Source organism: Pseudoalteromonas sp. US3C1013 (assembly GCF_048401115.1).
In the GTDB taxonomy this organism is placed as follows: Bacteria; Pseudomonadota; Gammaproteobacteria; order Enterobacterales; family Alteromonadaceae; genus Pseudoalteromonas; species Pseudoalteromonas undina.
Map to the genome: position 1 here is coordinate 1,628,789 of NZ_CP183075.1, position 14,083 is coordinate 1,642,871.

Below are 14,083 nucleotides of genomic sequence, written 5' to 3' on the forward strand. Positions count from 1 at the left end.
CTTATTCTGCTTGCGCTAAAAACTGCTGCGCCTGAGGTGCAGTAAAAGGCCAAAATAATTGTTGGCCTTGTTGATTTTTTAAAACCGGAATGCTTATTTGATACTCTAAAATTAATGCGTCATTGCTCATAATATCAATAAGTTGTAATTCATCGGTTGATGAAAGTAACGGTTTTAACAGCTGCTCTGCTTGCTCGCACAAGTGGCAGCCGTCGGTGTGATATAAAATCCACTTAGCCATGTTTAATTAACCAGCTATTATGAATTTTTTTATTTCGTTTAAAGTCAGGAGATAAGGTTTTTTCAGAAATATTTTCTGCTTTTAACCCTAACCCCATCAAGCCAACTTCATCCATTACAAAACCGCGTTTATTATTAGAGAATATTAGCGTACCCGATGGGCTCAATATTTTTTTAACCCAAGTTAACAGCTTAATGTGGTCGTTTTGCACATCAAACGCGTCTTTCATTCGTTTAGAATTTGAAAAAGTAGGCGGATCTAAAAAGATCAGGTCATACTGCCCTTGTGCATACTCTAGCCATTTTAAACAATCTGCTTGCTCAAAACGATAACGTGTATTGCTAATATCGTTAAGCGCAAAGTTATCTTGACCCCACTTTAAGTAGGTTTTAGATAAATCAACGGTAGTAATCGCTTTTGCGCCACCAATGGCTGCATGAACTGAGGCGGTTCCTGTGTATGCAAACAGGTTCAAAAAGCGCTTATCTTTTGCGTTTTCTTGAATATAACGACGTGCAAGGCGATGATCTAAAAATAGCCCCGTGTCTAAGTAGTCAAATAAATTAACTTTAAACATAGCACCAAACTCTTCTACTACCATGGTTCTATTTTGCTTAGCCATGGGTGTATATTGCTCTTCACCTTTTTGCTTTTTACGTACTTTTACAGCAATGTTTTCAGGTGCAATATCAAGTTGTTGTGCTGTCAAGCTAATAACATCTTGTAAACGCTTCTCAGAGGTTTTTTCATCAATCTCTTTCGGTGCTGCGTATTCAAAAATAACCGCTGAATCACCATAAATATCAACCGCAACGTTGTATTCAGGAATATCTGCATCGTAAACACGATACGCATGGACTTGATTTTGCTTAAGCCAATTTTTTAAGCCTTGCTTGTTCTTTTTCAGGCGATTAGCAAATGCCATCGAGCCTTCGAAGTTTAAAGCGGGTTTGTCATCAGAGGTAAGGCTGACTTGCTTGTCATCAAGCTGATACAGGTTTAATTCAACATCAAGGGGGCCATTTTTAAATTTATAGCGTTTTTGCTTCACTAATTTAAGTAATTTAAACAGGCTTTCATCCATGCCCAGTAGAGCGAGTTTCCAATGATTAAAGTGCTTTTTAAAACCAACACCTAAGCTACGATGCAAGTTTACAAGTTCAGCCATAGAACCAATACGCTCACCATAAGGTAAGTTAGAAATAACAACACCCGGCAATTTTGCAACGCTCGTCAGTTTTGTCGCATCGCTTTGCTTAAATTTAATCACCGTATCAAGCTCTGCACGCTGCGCATTAGCAATCGCTTTATCAAGTACTTGTGCATCGTAATCATGGCCAATTAACCATAATTTAGGATCAGTAATATTCGCTAAAAGTTGCTCTTTAAGTTCTTTGAATTTTGCCACTCTAAAGCTAGGCAAACGCTCAAACGCGAATCCTTCACGGAATAATCCAGGCGCTTCATTACGTGCCATTCCAGCCGCTTCTATTAAAATAGTGCCGGCACCACAACATGGATCGAATAGTGGTTGATTGACATTTTCGAGCCAGCCACTACGTTTTATTATTGCCGCAGCTAAATGCTCTTTTATGGGTGCTTTGCCTTGACCTTGACGGTAACCACGCTCTGATAAACGCGGCCCTGAGTAATCAATATAAAGTGAAACGCCATGACGATTTAAACGTGCAACCACTCGCACATTGGCATCTTGCTTATCTACATTTGGTCGCTGTTCAAATAAATCGTTAAAGTAATCAACAATCGCATCTTTAATTACTAAACCAGAAAACTGGGTATTTTTAAGTGAATCGTTTGTGCCATTAAAATCAACAGCAAAAGTTTGTGTTGGGCCAAACCATTCTTGCCAAGGTTGTAAGCGTGCAAATTTGTACAAGCTGTCTTTGTCATTTACGCCTTCTTTTTCTTCAATAAGCATAAGTACACGCGTAGCAAAGCGTGTAGATAAACACACTTTTTGCGCTAGCAATGAGTCAGCCTCAAAGCGAACAGAACCCACAGTTTGCTTTGACACCGTAGCGCCAAGTTCTGTAAGTTCATCAACCAATAAATTTTCGATTCCGATAGAAGTAAGTGCGATAAATTGCAAAGTAAAAACCCTTAATAGCTAATTGCGCGGGATTATAACATAGGTTTGCGTACAAATACGCCTTAAACAAGCCTCAAAGACTAAATTAGGCTAAGCTGTTTGGCTATCGTACTGTGAGGTAATTAAGGGGTGAACTCGGTTGTTTAAAACGCGGATAACTTCAAACTGGGCAAGTGATAGATTGTCATCTAGTGCAAAGGTTTCGCTTAAATTAATGCACACAGAAGCATCTGGACAATGCTCTATAATTAAAAACTCGCCAGTTTGTGATTCTGAGCTTAAATTAATAACCGCTTCAGTACTAGGTGTACTACCAGTATACGGTTTGAAAAACCAACTTTTTGCCAACACTGGTTTTAATTGAAATTTAACTGCCGTTGCATTGAGCGCTATTTGGCATAACTGGGCAGGATTCCATAAATTAAACTGCGCAAGGTAATAATAAACTTGCTCATAAAAGGCTGCATCTTCAAGGCTGAAGTATGGGTTTTCAAAAGCACAATCGGTGAGCTGTCTAAGCTTATAAGGTGTACAAAGTTGCATATCGTCATTTAAATCAAGCAGTAAGCGGTTTTTTTCAGCACACGCTATCCACTGCCATTGCTTTGACGCTTGTAACATTTGCTCCTCCCTACTTAGTACTTAAAAAATAAAATAAGACAATAAGCTTAGAGTATAGCTGCTTTTGACCATTTTTAAAACGTCTTTTTAGAACATTTATCGAACGATCAAAAGCTTACATAACTGATCCTTATAAGTCGTTAATGATCGACTTGACCAATTGCGGTCCTTTGTATATAAAACCGGTATAAACTTGAACTAAATCTGCACCCGCATTAAATTTTTCTTTTGCTGATTTAGCATCATCAATACCACCCACACCAATAATAGGTAACTGATTGTTTGTTAAACGCTTGAGTTCAGAAACAACATGGGTGGAACGCTCCCTAACTGGCGCTCCTGATAAACCGCCTGCCTCATCAGCATACTGCTGACCTTGCACTAAGCTACGCTCTAAGGTGGTATTTGTGGCTATAACACCATCAATTTTATTATTTAACAGTGACTCGCTCACTTGTTCAATTTGAATTGGATCTAGGTCTGGCGCAATTTTCACCAACATAGGCACATGCTTATTATGCTTGGCAATTAAATCAAGCTGTTCGTTTTTCAAGCTTTGTAATAAGTCATCTAATGCTGCGCCATATTGCAGGTCTCGTAAGCCTGGGGTGTTGGGTGATGAAATGTTTACAGTGATGTATGATGCATGCTCAAACACTTTACGCATACAGTGAATGTAATCATCTTTGCCCTGCTCATTTGGTGTATCTTTATTTTTACCAATATTGATACCTAAAATACCATCGTATTTAGCTGCTTTAACATTGTTAACTAAATTATCAACACCTTTGTTATTAAAGCCCATACGATTAATAATCGCATTTGACTGCGGCAACCTGAATATCCGCGGCTTATCGTTCCCCGCTTGAGGACGCGGTGTTACTGTACCCACTTCTACAAAGCCAAAACCCATTTGAGCGAATGCCTCAATACACTCCGCATTTTTATCAAGGCCTGCAGCAAGCCCTACTGGGTTTTTAAATTCGAGGCCTAAAAAGTTCACTGGTTTATTTGCCACGCTTTGTGACCATGCAGCACTTAATGGCGTGTTAGCAAAGCGACGTAAGTTATTAAGAGCAAAATCATGGGCCCACTCCGCATCACGGGTAAACATAAAACGGCGAGCTAAATCGTAGAACATGAATATAATCCTCTTAAAATTGTAGACAAAAAAATACCTCAGACAAGGCTGAGGTATTATATAACAAAAACTGTTTAACGATTAGTTTTAATCATTAGCAGTTTGTTACTTTGCTGATGTATCACAGTTGTGACCAAGTAACATGAGCTCTCTTAATGCCACTGAGAACTTAGCAAAATCGTGACTTTGCGATGTTTTAAACTCTGTCAACATTTGCTTCCAACGTTGAAGTAACAGATCTTGACTATCCATCCATTGTTCAATTTGACCATCTACATCACTGCTTTCACCTTCAAAGCTGTTTAATACCACTTCTGACAAGGTGCGTTGCTGCCAATCTAACTCTTCACGATATGATGCACGCGCTAATGCCTGCCAATGGTTAGAAACCGGTTGATTAGTGATTTGATCTAAGAACCAATGTAGTCCCATTTGCGCACCTAATTTAAAGTAAGTGTGCGACACCATATCGATTTTACGATTAGAGTTTTGAGCAATTTGCGTTAAATCCATTACCGAGAACAAGCTTGATAACGACACAATGCGCTGTGCGATATCTGTAGGTACACCGCTTTGTGTTAGTTCTTCACGGGCACTTACAATACGATCGCTTTCTGTTTTAACGATGTATTTAGTTAAGTTTTCACTTAAATCGGCAAATGTTGGTGAGAAAATTTCAATCGCTTGCTCAATTGATTGTGCTTTGGTGCGATGACGAAGGAACCAACGTGTAGCGCGACGAACTGTACGACGTAACTGGTATAACATTTCTGTTTGTACGTTCGATGGTATTTTATTATCTAAATCACTAATAGATAACCATGTTTCACGCATTTGGAAAATTTCACTTGCGATTGAATAACACAATGCAATTTCAGCTTCGTTTGCACCGGTTTCTTCATTCATTCGCACCATAAAGTTTAAGCCCATATCATTAACAATATTATTTGCTAACTTAGTGGCAATAATCTCTTTGCGTAGTGGATGATTATCCATAGCATCATTAAACTTCTCACGTAATGGGCGCGGGAATGATTTAACTAATAACTGACGGTAATATGGATTCTCAGTAATTTCATCCGTTACCAAAGACTCTTTTAGCACCATTTTCGCGTAAGAAACTAATACAGATAGCTCAGGGCGTGTTAAATCTTTACCTGCAGCGGCGCGCTCTGCTAACTCTTCATCTGTAGGAATAAACTCAATTGCACGGTCTAGCTTACCGTCTTTTTCAAGTGCATGAATAAAGCGAATTTTTTCTTTAAGCGTTGAGGTCCCTTTAGATTGAGTGATCGACAAAGTGTGCGTTTGACGATAACAATCTTTAAGTACTAATTCAGACACTTCATCGGTCATTGAGTAAAGTAACTCATCACGTTGCTTACGCGTTAAGTCGCCCTCAGCAACTAAACCATTGAGTAAAATTTTAATATTTACTTCGTTATCTGAACACGCAACCCCACCTACGTTATCGATGAAGTCAGTATTTACACGACCGCCTTGAGCTGCAAATTCAATACGACCTAATTGAGTTGCACCTAAGTTACCGCCCTCGCCAAATACTTTAGCCCCAAGGTCTTTACCATTAATGCGCAGCGCATCATTTGCACGATCTCCAACATCTGCATCCGTTTCTTTCGAATGCTTAATGTAAGTCCCTATACCACCATTCCACAATAAATCATGGTCCATCATTAATGATGCTTTGATCAATTCATTCGGCGTCATGCTAGCTTTTTTAGTGCCTAACATCTTTTTCATTTCAGGGGTCAGCGTAATAGACTTAGCAGCACGCGAGAAAATACCACCACCGCTTGAAATTAGCTCTTTATTGTAATCTTCCCATGATGAACGTGGTAAATTAAATAAACGTTCGCGCTCTGGATAAGAAGCTGCTGCATCTGGGTTTGGATCAACAAAGATATGTAAGTGATTAAACGCCACTTGCAAGCGAATGTGCTTTGATAACAGCATACCGTTACCAAATACGTCACCGGCCATGTCCCCGATAGCTACTGCTGTAAAGTCTGTGGTTTGACAGTTAATATCCATTTCACGGAAATGACGTTTTACAGACTCCCATGCACCACGAGCCGTAATACCCATCTTCTTATGGTCATAACCTACTGAACCACCTGATGCAAACGCATCACCTAGCCAGAAGTTATATTCGTTTGCGATGCCATTGGCAATATCAGAGAATGTTGCTGTGCCTTTATCCGCTGCTACTACTAGGTACGCATCGTCTTCATCATGGCGTGTAACATCAACAGCAGGTACAATTTCACCACGGTCAATATTGTCTGTGATATCTAATAAACCACGAATGAAGATTTTATAACATTCTTGGCCTTCTTTAATAAACGCTTCACGTTCACTAGGTAGTTGTTTACATACAAATCCACCTTTTGAACCTACCGGTACAATCACGGTATTTTTAACTTGTTGCGCTTTTACTAAGCCAAGTACTTCTGTACGGAAATCTTCACGACGATCTGACCAACGCAATCCACCACGGGCAACTTTACCAAAACGTAAATGCACACCTTCAACACGTGGAGAATAAACAAATATCTCAAACGCTGGCACAGGTAGTGGGACTTCTGGGATTAAACTTGGCTGAATTTTAAGTGAGATGTACGACTTAAATTTGCCTTCAGCATCTTTTTGGAAGTAGTTAGTACGTAATGTAGCAACAATCATATCAACGTATAAACGGATAATACGATCATCATCAAGGTTCGCTACGTTTTCTAACTCTGCATAAATTTCTAAGCCTAGTTTTTCAAGTGTTTTAGCACTTGCAGGGCTTTTTACAGAGAACTTTTTAGAGAATAAGTTAACAATTTTAGCGGCAATATGCGGGTAATTTGCAAAGGTACTTTCAATATACGTTTGCGAGAAAGTAACCCCTATTTGGCGCATGTATTTTGCGTATGCACGTAAAATTGATGATTCACGACCCGTTAAACCACCCATTAACACTAGACGGTTAAAGCCATCGTTTTCTAAACGGTTTGCCCATACACTGGTTAATGCAGCGCGAAAACGTGCAGAGATCTTATCAAAATCAGCCATCCCTTTGCTGTCAATTAGCATAGAGAAATCCATGACCCAATTTACGCCACCATCACTAGTTTTAACCGAGTATGGTGTTTCACCTACAACACGTAGACCAAAGTTTTCAAGCATTGGCATAACATCAGATAAATGAATTGGCTCATCTTTATGGAATAAGCTTAAACGCACAATATTGCTGCTTGCTTCTTCTTGTGGACGATAGAACAACATTTCTAACTTGTTCTCATCGCTTAGCATTTCTAGCTTTTCAATATCGACCACTGCAGCGCTAGGTAATACTTCTTCTTTGTATGAGCGTGCAAAGGCATTGCAATATTTACGGTTTAATTCATTACCACGGGCCTCACCAGCAGATTCAAGTAAGGCTGATTGTAATTTGTCTTCCCAAGTACGAGCGGCTTCTATTAGGTTGTTTTCTATGTCTTTCACGTTATATTCAATATTGTTGTCGGTCACACGAACAGTGTAATGGGTACGCGCCAGTGTAGACTCAGAGAAATAGGTAGTAAATTCGACTTTAACGTCAGAATTAAATGCGTTAGCTAAAATAGCTTGCGTTTCGCGGCGAAGCGCTGTGTTATAACGCTCACGTGGTACATAAACCATGCATGATAAAAAACGGCCATATGCATCTTTACGAACAAATAAACGACACATGTCGCGTTCTTGTATTTGCAACACGCCCATGGCAACTTCTAGTAACTCATTCTCACGAGCTTGTACCAGTTCGTCACGTGGGTAGGTTTCTAATATATTTAATACGGCTTTGTATGCATGTGTCCCTTTAGCGAAGTCACACATATCCATAATACGATTAATTTTACTTTTAAGAACCGGTACATCAGCAGCGCTATTGTTGTAAAAGTTTGATGAAAACAAACCGATAAAACGATCTTCACCAATAACATTGCCTTTGTCATCAAAACGTTTTACACCCACATAATCTATGTAAGCTGGGCGATGAACGCGAGACAATGAATTAGTTTTAGTTAAAATTAATAGGTTACTACTGCGTGCTTCTTGGCGTGCCACTTCAGGTAACTCAGAAAGCAAACGTGTATGCTCAGCATCAGAGTTTTTCATTAACCCTAAGCTGGTATCCATTTTACCTTTTAATTGATAGTCTCCCTGAACTGGCGAAAGTTCATATTGGCGATAACCCATTAATGTAAAGTTGTCTTTTACTAGCCAATCTAAAAACTCAACGGTTTCATTTATTTCGTTGTCATTTTTATCTTTATGGCTTTTTGGCAAGCTTTTGCTTACCGCGATTAATTTTTCGCGAATAGGCTGCCAATCTTCAACCGCAACCGATACATCAACAAGTACTGATTCAAGCTCTTTTTTGAAAGACTCAATAACAGTTGCATCTGTTTGACGGTCAATTTCTATAAAGAATACAGTTTTTGTTGATGTTGATTCTTGCTCTGCTTTTAAGCTTGATAACCCAGATATTTTTTCGTTTTTATCACGTTGAATTTTCAGTGGACTATGAAGAAGTAAGTGAGAGGCGATGTTTTCTCGTGTCATGGCCATACGTACAGAGTCAACTAAAAACGGCATGTCTTTAGCAATGATCTCTACAATGGTATGTGATGACTGCCAGCCATCTTTTGCCACTTCAGGGTTGAAAACGCGAATAACTGCGTCATCTGATGTATTTTTTTCTAGCGAATTCCAAAGGCTGAGTGCAGCACCATATAAGTCACTGTCGTTGCGATTTGCCAAATCCTCTTTAGACATATTGCTGTACAAGGCTTTGGCGAATTTCTCAACGAGTAACACATTATCAGCGCGAACTTTTTTCTGGATAAGCTTACAGACGTTATCTAAAATAACCGAGGCTTGGCCTTCATTTCGTGTCATTGTATGTTCCTTAATCTATCACTGCTAGTTTAGCAGAATATTTGTACAGCCATTTATTAGCGTGGAGTCAGTTAAATTCTAACCCTTTTAAAACTAATAAACAGCCTTTTCGATGAAAACATTTTAAGCATTTCAGCTATTTGGTCATCTATTCACAAAATATAGATATAAATGGCCATTACTGGCCATTTTGGAGCAAATTTATTCACCTTATTTTTTCTGGTCAGTCCAGAGCAAGCTACCAATTGCAGGTAAAAGTAATACAGCACCCAACATATTTACTAAAAACATGAAGGTAAGCAGAATTCCCATATCAACTTGGAACTTCAAATCAGAAAAAATCCACGTACTAACACCAATTGCTAATGTAATACCAGTAAATAACACCGCACTACCACGTTCAACTAATGCATTACGATAAGCAATACTCAATGGCACGTTTTGTTTTAACTGCCCCATCATCGATGACAAAATATAAATACCGTAATCAACACCAATACCTACGCCCAAAGCAATTACTGGTAAGGTTGAAACAGTTAGACCAATCTCAAGCTGAACCATAAGTGCTTGCGCAAGAGTAGAGACTATGTACAAGGGTAATACCACTGCAATAGTCGCTTTTACGCTCTTAAAACTAAGTAAGCATAAAATAATGACCGCCCCATAAACATAGAGCATCATAGGGATTTGCGCAGCTGAAACAGACTCATTCGTTGCAGCCATCACACCTACAGGGCCTGATGCCAATTTGAAAGCAAGCTTGTCTGTGCCCTCTTCGACAGCAAATTGTTTTACCTTTGCAATCACGTTATCAATAGTTTGTGCTTTGTGATCATCTAAAAATATAATCACGGGCATTACTGAACAATCACCGTTTAATAACCCTGTGCTGGTTTCAACGCGAGAGGTTGACTGCACTAAACTGGCAGAATTGCGCGGCAAACTTTGCCACTTTAAATTACCCTCGTTATAACCGGCATTAACCGACTGTGCCACTGAGCTTAGGCTGACCGCTGATTGTACACCAGCTAAATTTTCAACCTTATACTGAAAGCGCGATATACGCTCCATGACGTCATGCTCGGTACACGCAGCAGGATATGCTTCCACGATGACTTTTAAAATATCCGAAGAAATAGTGTATTTGTCCGATATTAAGAAAGTATCTTGGTTGTAACGTGCATCTTGGTGCAATGATGGTGCCCCAGCATGTAAATCACCAATACGCATTTTGTCTGCTTGCCAATAGCCCAGTGCAAATAAAACCAGAGTGAAACCAATAATCATTTTTGCTGTTTTTGGGTCGGTTGCTTTAACCAACAAATCGCGCATTGCATCGAGTATGTTCGGTTTATTAGCATCACCTGATTGAATATGGATGCTGTTTTCAAAGCGCATATACGACGCCCACACTGGCAACAAAATCAGATTAGTAAATATAATCACTGCCACACCTAAACTCGCAGTAATAGCAAGTTCACGAATAATACCGATATCAATGGTTAATAGGGTTAAAAAGCCAACCGTATCAGATAACAACGCAATCCCGCCAGGCACAAGTAAAGCCCTAAAGCTTGATTGGCAACATATTGCTGTAGACTTACCTTCAGCAACCTTTTTACCAATGGCATTAATCATCTGCACACCGTGGCTTACGCCAATAGCGAAGACTAAAAATGGCACTAAGATAGACATAGGATCAAGACCGAAGCCTAAGCTAGAAAGCAATCCTAACTGCCAAATTACCGCAATAATTGAACACACAATCGGTAAGATAGTAAGTTTTAAGCTGCCACAAAATAGCCATACCATGACAAAAGTAAACGCAATTGCAATGGCAAAAAATAATACAACCCCTTTTGCGCCCTCGGCTATATCGCCGGCCATTTTTGCAAAACCAATAATATGAATACTGATCTTTTCGGTACTTAGAGGCTCACGAATTTCGCTTTCTAATTTTTTTGCAAAAGCGAGAGTGTCTAATTTTTCTTGTGTTTGCGGATCAGTCTCCAACAGTTGGGCGGTGACCATAGCACACGAATAATCGCTTGCTATCATACGACCCACTACTTTGGCCTTTTCAATGTTCTCTTTAACAATTCCTAAGCCTTGCTTATCGGCTTTAAAGTTGGCTGGTATAATAGGCCCGCCAGCAAAGCCGTCTTCAACGACTTCAACAAAGCGCGCACTAGGTGAAAATATTGAATTTACTAAAGGACGATTTACTCCTGGAATAAAGTAAAGTTGGTCATGCACAGCTTTTAATTGAGTAAAAAATTCAGGGTTAAAAATATCACCACTGTCATCACATACTGAAATTAAAATACTATTAGCGCCGCCAAACTGTTTTTCATGTTTGGTGTACACCTTCATATAATCATGGTTAAGCGGAATATTTTTATTAAATGACGCATCAAGCTGAATCTGCGTTGCTTTAAAAACCAATAAACAGGTGATCAACACAAAACTTATGAGCACCACTAAGCGGTGTCTAAAAATCGCTTTTTCTAAAAAATCTAAAATTGCTTGCATTAAGGGGTCAACTCCTTCACTTTAATGCCGTTTTCTGTTGCCATGATCAGTTTATCTTTAACAATCACGCCATCAAGAATCGCTTTACCATCAGCCAACTGCTCGTACGACAACACATCATCTTTAAGGTGAAAAATAACACCGCTATTAGCCAATAATAGCCATTGTTTATTATTATAATTAATGATGCTATTTACAGTAGCTGTTTTATCATTGTCTAAGTGCTGCCAGTGCTGACTGTCGGTTTTATTTAGGAAAATATTACCACGTAACCCCGCAACAATTTGTTGCGATGAATCTGAAGCAAATCCAAAAAATGAACCAGGGTAAATTTCATCTAAACGTTGCCATGTTTGGCCATCGTCATCACTTTTTGCCATTAAGCCCATCTCACCGACCAGCATTAAACCCGAACTAGTCGGTTCAATGCGATTAAAGTGAGGTAATATAGACGAGGTTTCTATTTCGTAACCCTCAGGATCGGTTTGTTTTAAATCATTTAAATAATCTCTATCTTCACTAAATAACAGTGAATCTAAAAAGCGTTTTTGCCAATGTTTTCCGCCATCACTTGTTTGATAAAACATACCGTAAGCGCCAACCGCATAGCCATTTAAGTCATCTTTAAAATAAATATCTAAACAGGGTTTATCTAAACTTGGTTTTGCTTGTTGTAACTGCCAGTTTTCACCACCATCGGTGGTATTAATAATTGTGGCGTCATGTCCACATGCCCAGCCATTAGAATCATTAGTAAATTCAACCGCTGTTAGTAATACTTGTGTAGGTACCAATTTCGCTTGTTGCCAATCGCTACCATCAATACTTTTAATGACCGTCCCATGTTTACCTACAGCAATAAGCCCTGCTGAAGTTTGGGTAATATCGGTAAGGAGTGTTTTATCTGCATTAATTGCGCTAATCGCACTTTGAGGTGCGTCTTGTGCAAAACTCGCACCGCTTAGGATCAGGCTGGCATAGACCAAATACTTCATAAATTAAATTCGCCTTGAACTGAGGATTTGTTTGTCTGTTATAAAGAGGAAAACCTGTGCGTTAATAGACAAACGCGATGTGAAAGAAAAAAGGCACCTAGGAAACTAGGTGCCTGCTTTTATACTATCTGCCAGCGCGACGTAAAGCGCTCGATGTAAACTCATTGTCATTAAATGACTGAGAAAAGTCATACATCTTTTCTTGGTTATCTAGACCAATGGCTAAGTAGCGACGTGAATTAAGATCGTGGTATACCTCAAGCGTACTCCACTGTGTCGGTACTTCATAGTAGTTAAGACCATAAGCCATTGCTACACGATAAAGTTGGTCACGACTATCGTAAATATCGGTAACATGAACTTGCCAACTGTCTTCGTCAATGTAGAAAACACGTTTTTTGTAAATATGACGGGTGTCATCTTTTAAGTTTGCTTCAACAACCCATACACGGTGTTTTTCGTAACGTGTATGCTCAGGGTTGATATGGCCAGGCTTTAAAATATCATCATAAGTTAGCTTGTCGCTGTGAAGCTTGTAGCTATTATATGGGATGTAAAGCTCTTGCTTACCTTTTAGCGTCCAGTTATAACGATTTGGCGAGCCATTGAACATATCAAAGTCATCAGTTGTACGTAAGCTATCTGCTGCTGTACCCGGTGCATCGTATGCTACATTAGGAGCACGACGCACACGGCGCTGACCTGAATTGTACGTCCACGCTTGGCGCGGCGTTAAAATTTGATCCATAGTTTCATGCACCAATAACGCGGTCCCTGCCAAACGGGCTGGCTCTGTCACTTGCTGTTTAAACTTAAACAAAATATTAGAATCTTGTAATTCAGCCGGAGTAGCACTTGGATCTGAATACTTAACTAATAACTGCTCATCAAAACCAACATAGTTATATGAACCCGATGCCGTCGGTGCTGCCTGACCACCAAAACGCTCAATAGACTGACCACGGTAACGAAGTAAATGGTTCCAAATTGCTTCTAAACCCGTTTTAGGGATTGGAAATGGAATACCAATAGCTGTACTTTTAATACCATTTCCGCCTTCAACTAATTCAGCAGACGTTGCAAACTTTTTGGTTGCATCGTACACAAATTGTGGAAAAGACGCAGAACGACGGGTTTCATACACTGGCATTTTAAACGTATCTGGGTACGCTTCAAATAACGCGATTTGTCCTGGGCTTAAGTTTTCTTTGTATTTATCAATATTACTTTTATCAATAGTGAATAATACTTTATCGGTTGCATAAGGGTCTAAGTGGTGCATACCCGGTTCATAACCTGCTGGAGCAGCAGTAATACCGCCATTCCATGCTGGGATTGAGCCATCAGTATTCGCTGCTTTTTCCGCACCAATTGGGCTTAAGTCTTTACCAAGGCGCGCAGCCTCTTCTGGGCTAATTTTAGCCAGCGCTGCGTGACTGGCAAACAAACTACAAAACGCTGTAGCAATGAGGGTAGGTTTTTTAATCATAATAATG

At 39.5% G+C, this 14,083-nt stretch carries 8 protein-coding genes; all 8 read right to left on the reverse strand.

What is annotated here, in order from left to right; genetic code table 11:
• Window position 1: 1 nt before the first annotated feature.
• The 8 genes from ACNSN2_RS07575 to ACNSN2_RS07610 all read right to left on the reverse strand — a co-directional run bounded on the left by ACNSN2_RS07575 (window position 2) and on the right by ACNSN2_RS07610 (window position 14,076).
• Window positions 2–241 (reverse strand): glutaredoxin family protein, encoded by a 240-nt coding sequence (locus tag ACNSN2_RS07575; protein WP_418609001.1) that lies wholly within the window; start codon window positions 239–241, stop codon window positions 2–4.
• On the reverse strand, window positions 234–2,351 hold the full coding sequence (gene rlmKL / locus ACNSN2_RS07580) for a bifunctional 23S rRNA (guanine(2069)-N(7))-methyltransferase RlmK/23S rRNA (guanine(2445)-N(2))-methyltransferase RlmL (RefSeq protein ID WP_418609003.1): 2,118 nt from the start codon (window positions 2,349–2,351) through the stop codon (window positions 234–236). The genes ACNSN2_RS07575 and rlmKL overlap by 8 nt, the downstream gene beginning before the upstream one ends.
• A gap of 90 nt (window positions 2,352–2,441) precedes the next feature.
• The gene (locus ACNSN2_RS07585) at window positions 2,442–2,972 is read right to left on the reverse strand and encodes a cell division protein ZapC (protein WP_054201007.1); all 531 of its coding nucleotides are present in this window, start codon (window positions 2,970–2,972) and stop codon (window positions 2,442–2,444) included.
• 130 nt (window positions 2,973–3,102) lie between these two features.
• The gene (gene pyrD / locus ACNSN2_RS07590; RefSeq protein ID WP_010390146.1) at window positions 3,103–4,113 is read right to left on the reverse strand and encodes a quinone-dependent dihydroorotate dehydrogenase; all 1,011 of its coding nucleotides are present in this window, start codon (window positions 4,111–4,113) and stop codon (window positions 3,103–3,105) included.
• A gap of 105 nt (window positions 4,114–4,218) precedes the next feature.
• Window positions 4,219–9,060, reverse strand: a complete 4,842-nt coding sequence (locus ACNSN2_RS07595; RefSeq protein WP_418609005.1) for an NAD-glutamate dehydrogenase — start codon at window positions 9,058–9,060, stop codon at window positions 4,219–4,221.
• A gap of 210 nt (window positions 9,061–9,270) precedes the next feature.
• Window positions 9,271–11,592, reverse strand: coding sequence for an efflux RND transporter permease subunit (locus tag ACNSN2_RS07600; protein WP_290167623.1), 2,322 nt, complete (start codon window positions 11,590–11,592; stop codon window positions 9,271–9,273).
• Window positions 11,592–12,587: a WD40/YVTN/BNR-like repeat-containing protein gene (locus ACNSN2_RS07605; protein WP_054201009.1), complete on the reverse strand. Its 996-nt coding sequence runs from the start codon at window positions 12,585–12,587 to the stop codon at window positions 11,592–11,594. The genes ACNSN2_RS07600 and ACNSN2_RS07605 overlap by 1 nt, the downstream gene beginning before the upstream one ends.
• A gap of 124 nt (window positions 12,588–12,711) precedes the next feature.
• Window positions 12,712–14,076 carry a DUF1329 domain-containing protein gene (locus tag ACNSN2_RS07610; protein WP_418609007.1) on the reverse strand — a complete coding sequence of 455 codons (1,365 nt, stop codon included), beginning with the start codon at window positions 14,074–14,076 and terminating at the stop codon, window positions 12,712–12,714.
• Between the last annotated feature and the right edge of the window lie 7 nt (window positions 14,077–14,083).

Coding starts and splice junctions, on each gene's coding strand:
- ACNSN2_RS07575 (WP_418609001.1), bottom strand. CDS start 241: ATGGCTAAGTGGATTTTATATCACACCGACGGCTGCCACTTGTGCGAG.
- ACNSN2_RS07585 (WP_054201007.1), bottom strand. CDS start 2,972: ATGTTACAAGCGTCAAAGCAATGGCAGTGGATAGCGTGTGCTGAAAAA.
- pyrD (WP_010390146.1), bottom strand. CDS start 4,113: ATGTTCTACGATTTAGCTCGCCGTTTTATGTTTACCCGTGATGCGGAG.
- ACNSN2_RS07595 (WP_418609005.1), bottom strand. CDS start 9,060: ATGACACGAAATGAAGGCCAAGCCTCGGTTATTTTAGATAACGTCTGT.
- ACNSN2_RS07600 (WP_290167623.1), bottom strand. CDS start 11,592: ATGCAAGCAATTTTAGATTTTTTAGAAAAAGCGATTTTTAGACACCGC.
- ACNSN2_RS07605 (WP_054201009.1), bottom strand. CDS start 12,587: ATGAAGTATTTGGTCTATGCCAGCCTGATCCTAAGCGGTGCGAGTTTT.
- ACNSN2_RS07610 (WP_418609007.1), bottom strand. CDS start 14,076: ATGATTAAAAAACCTACCCTCATTGCTACAGCGTTTTGTAGTTTGTTT.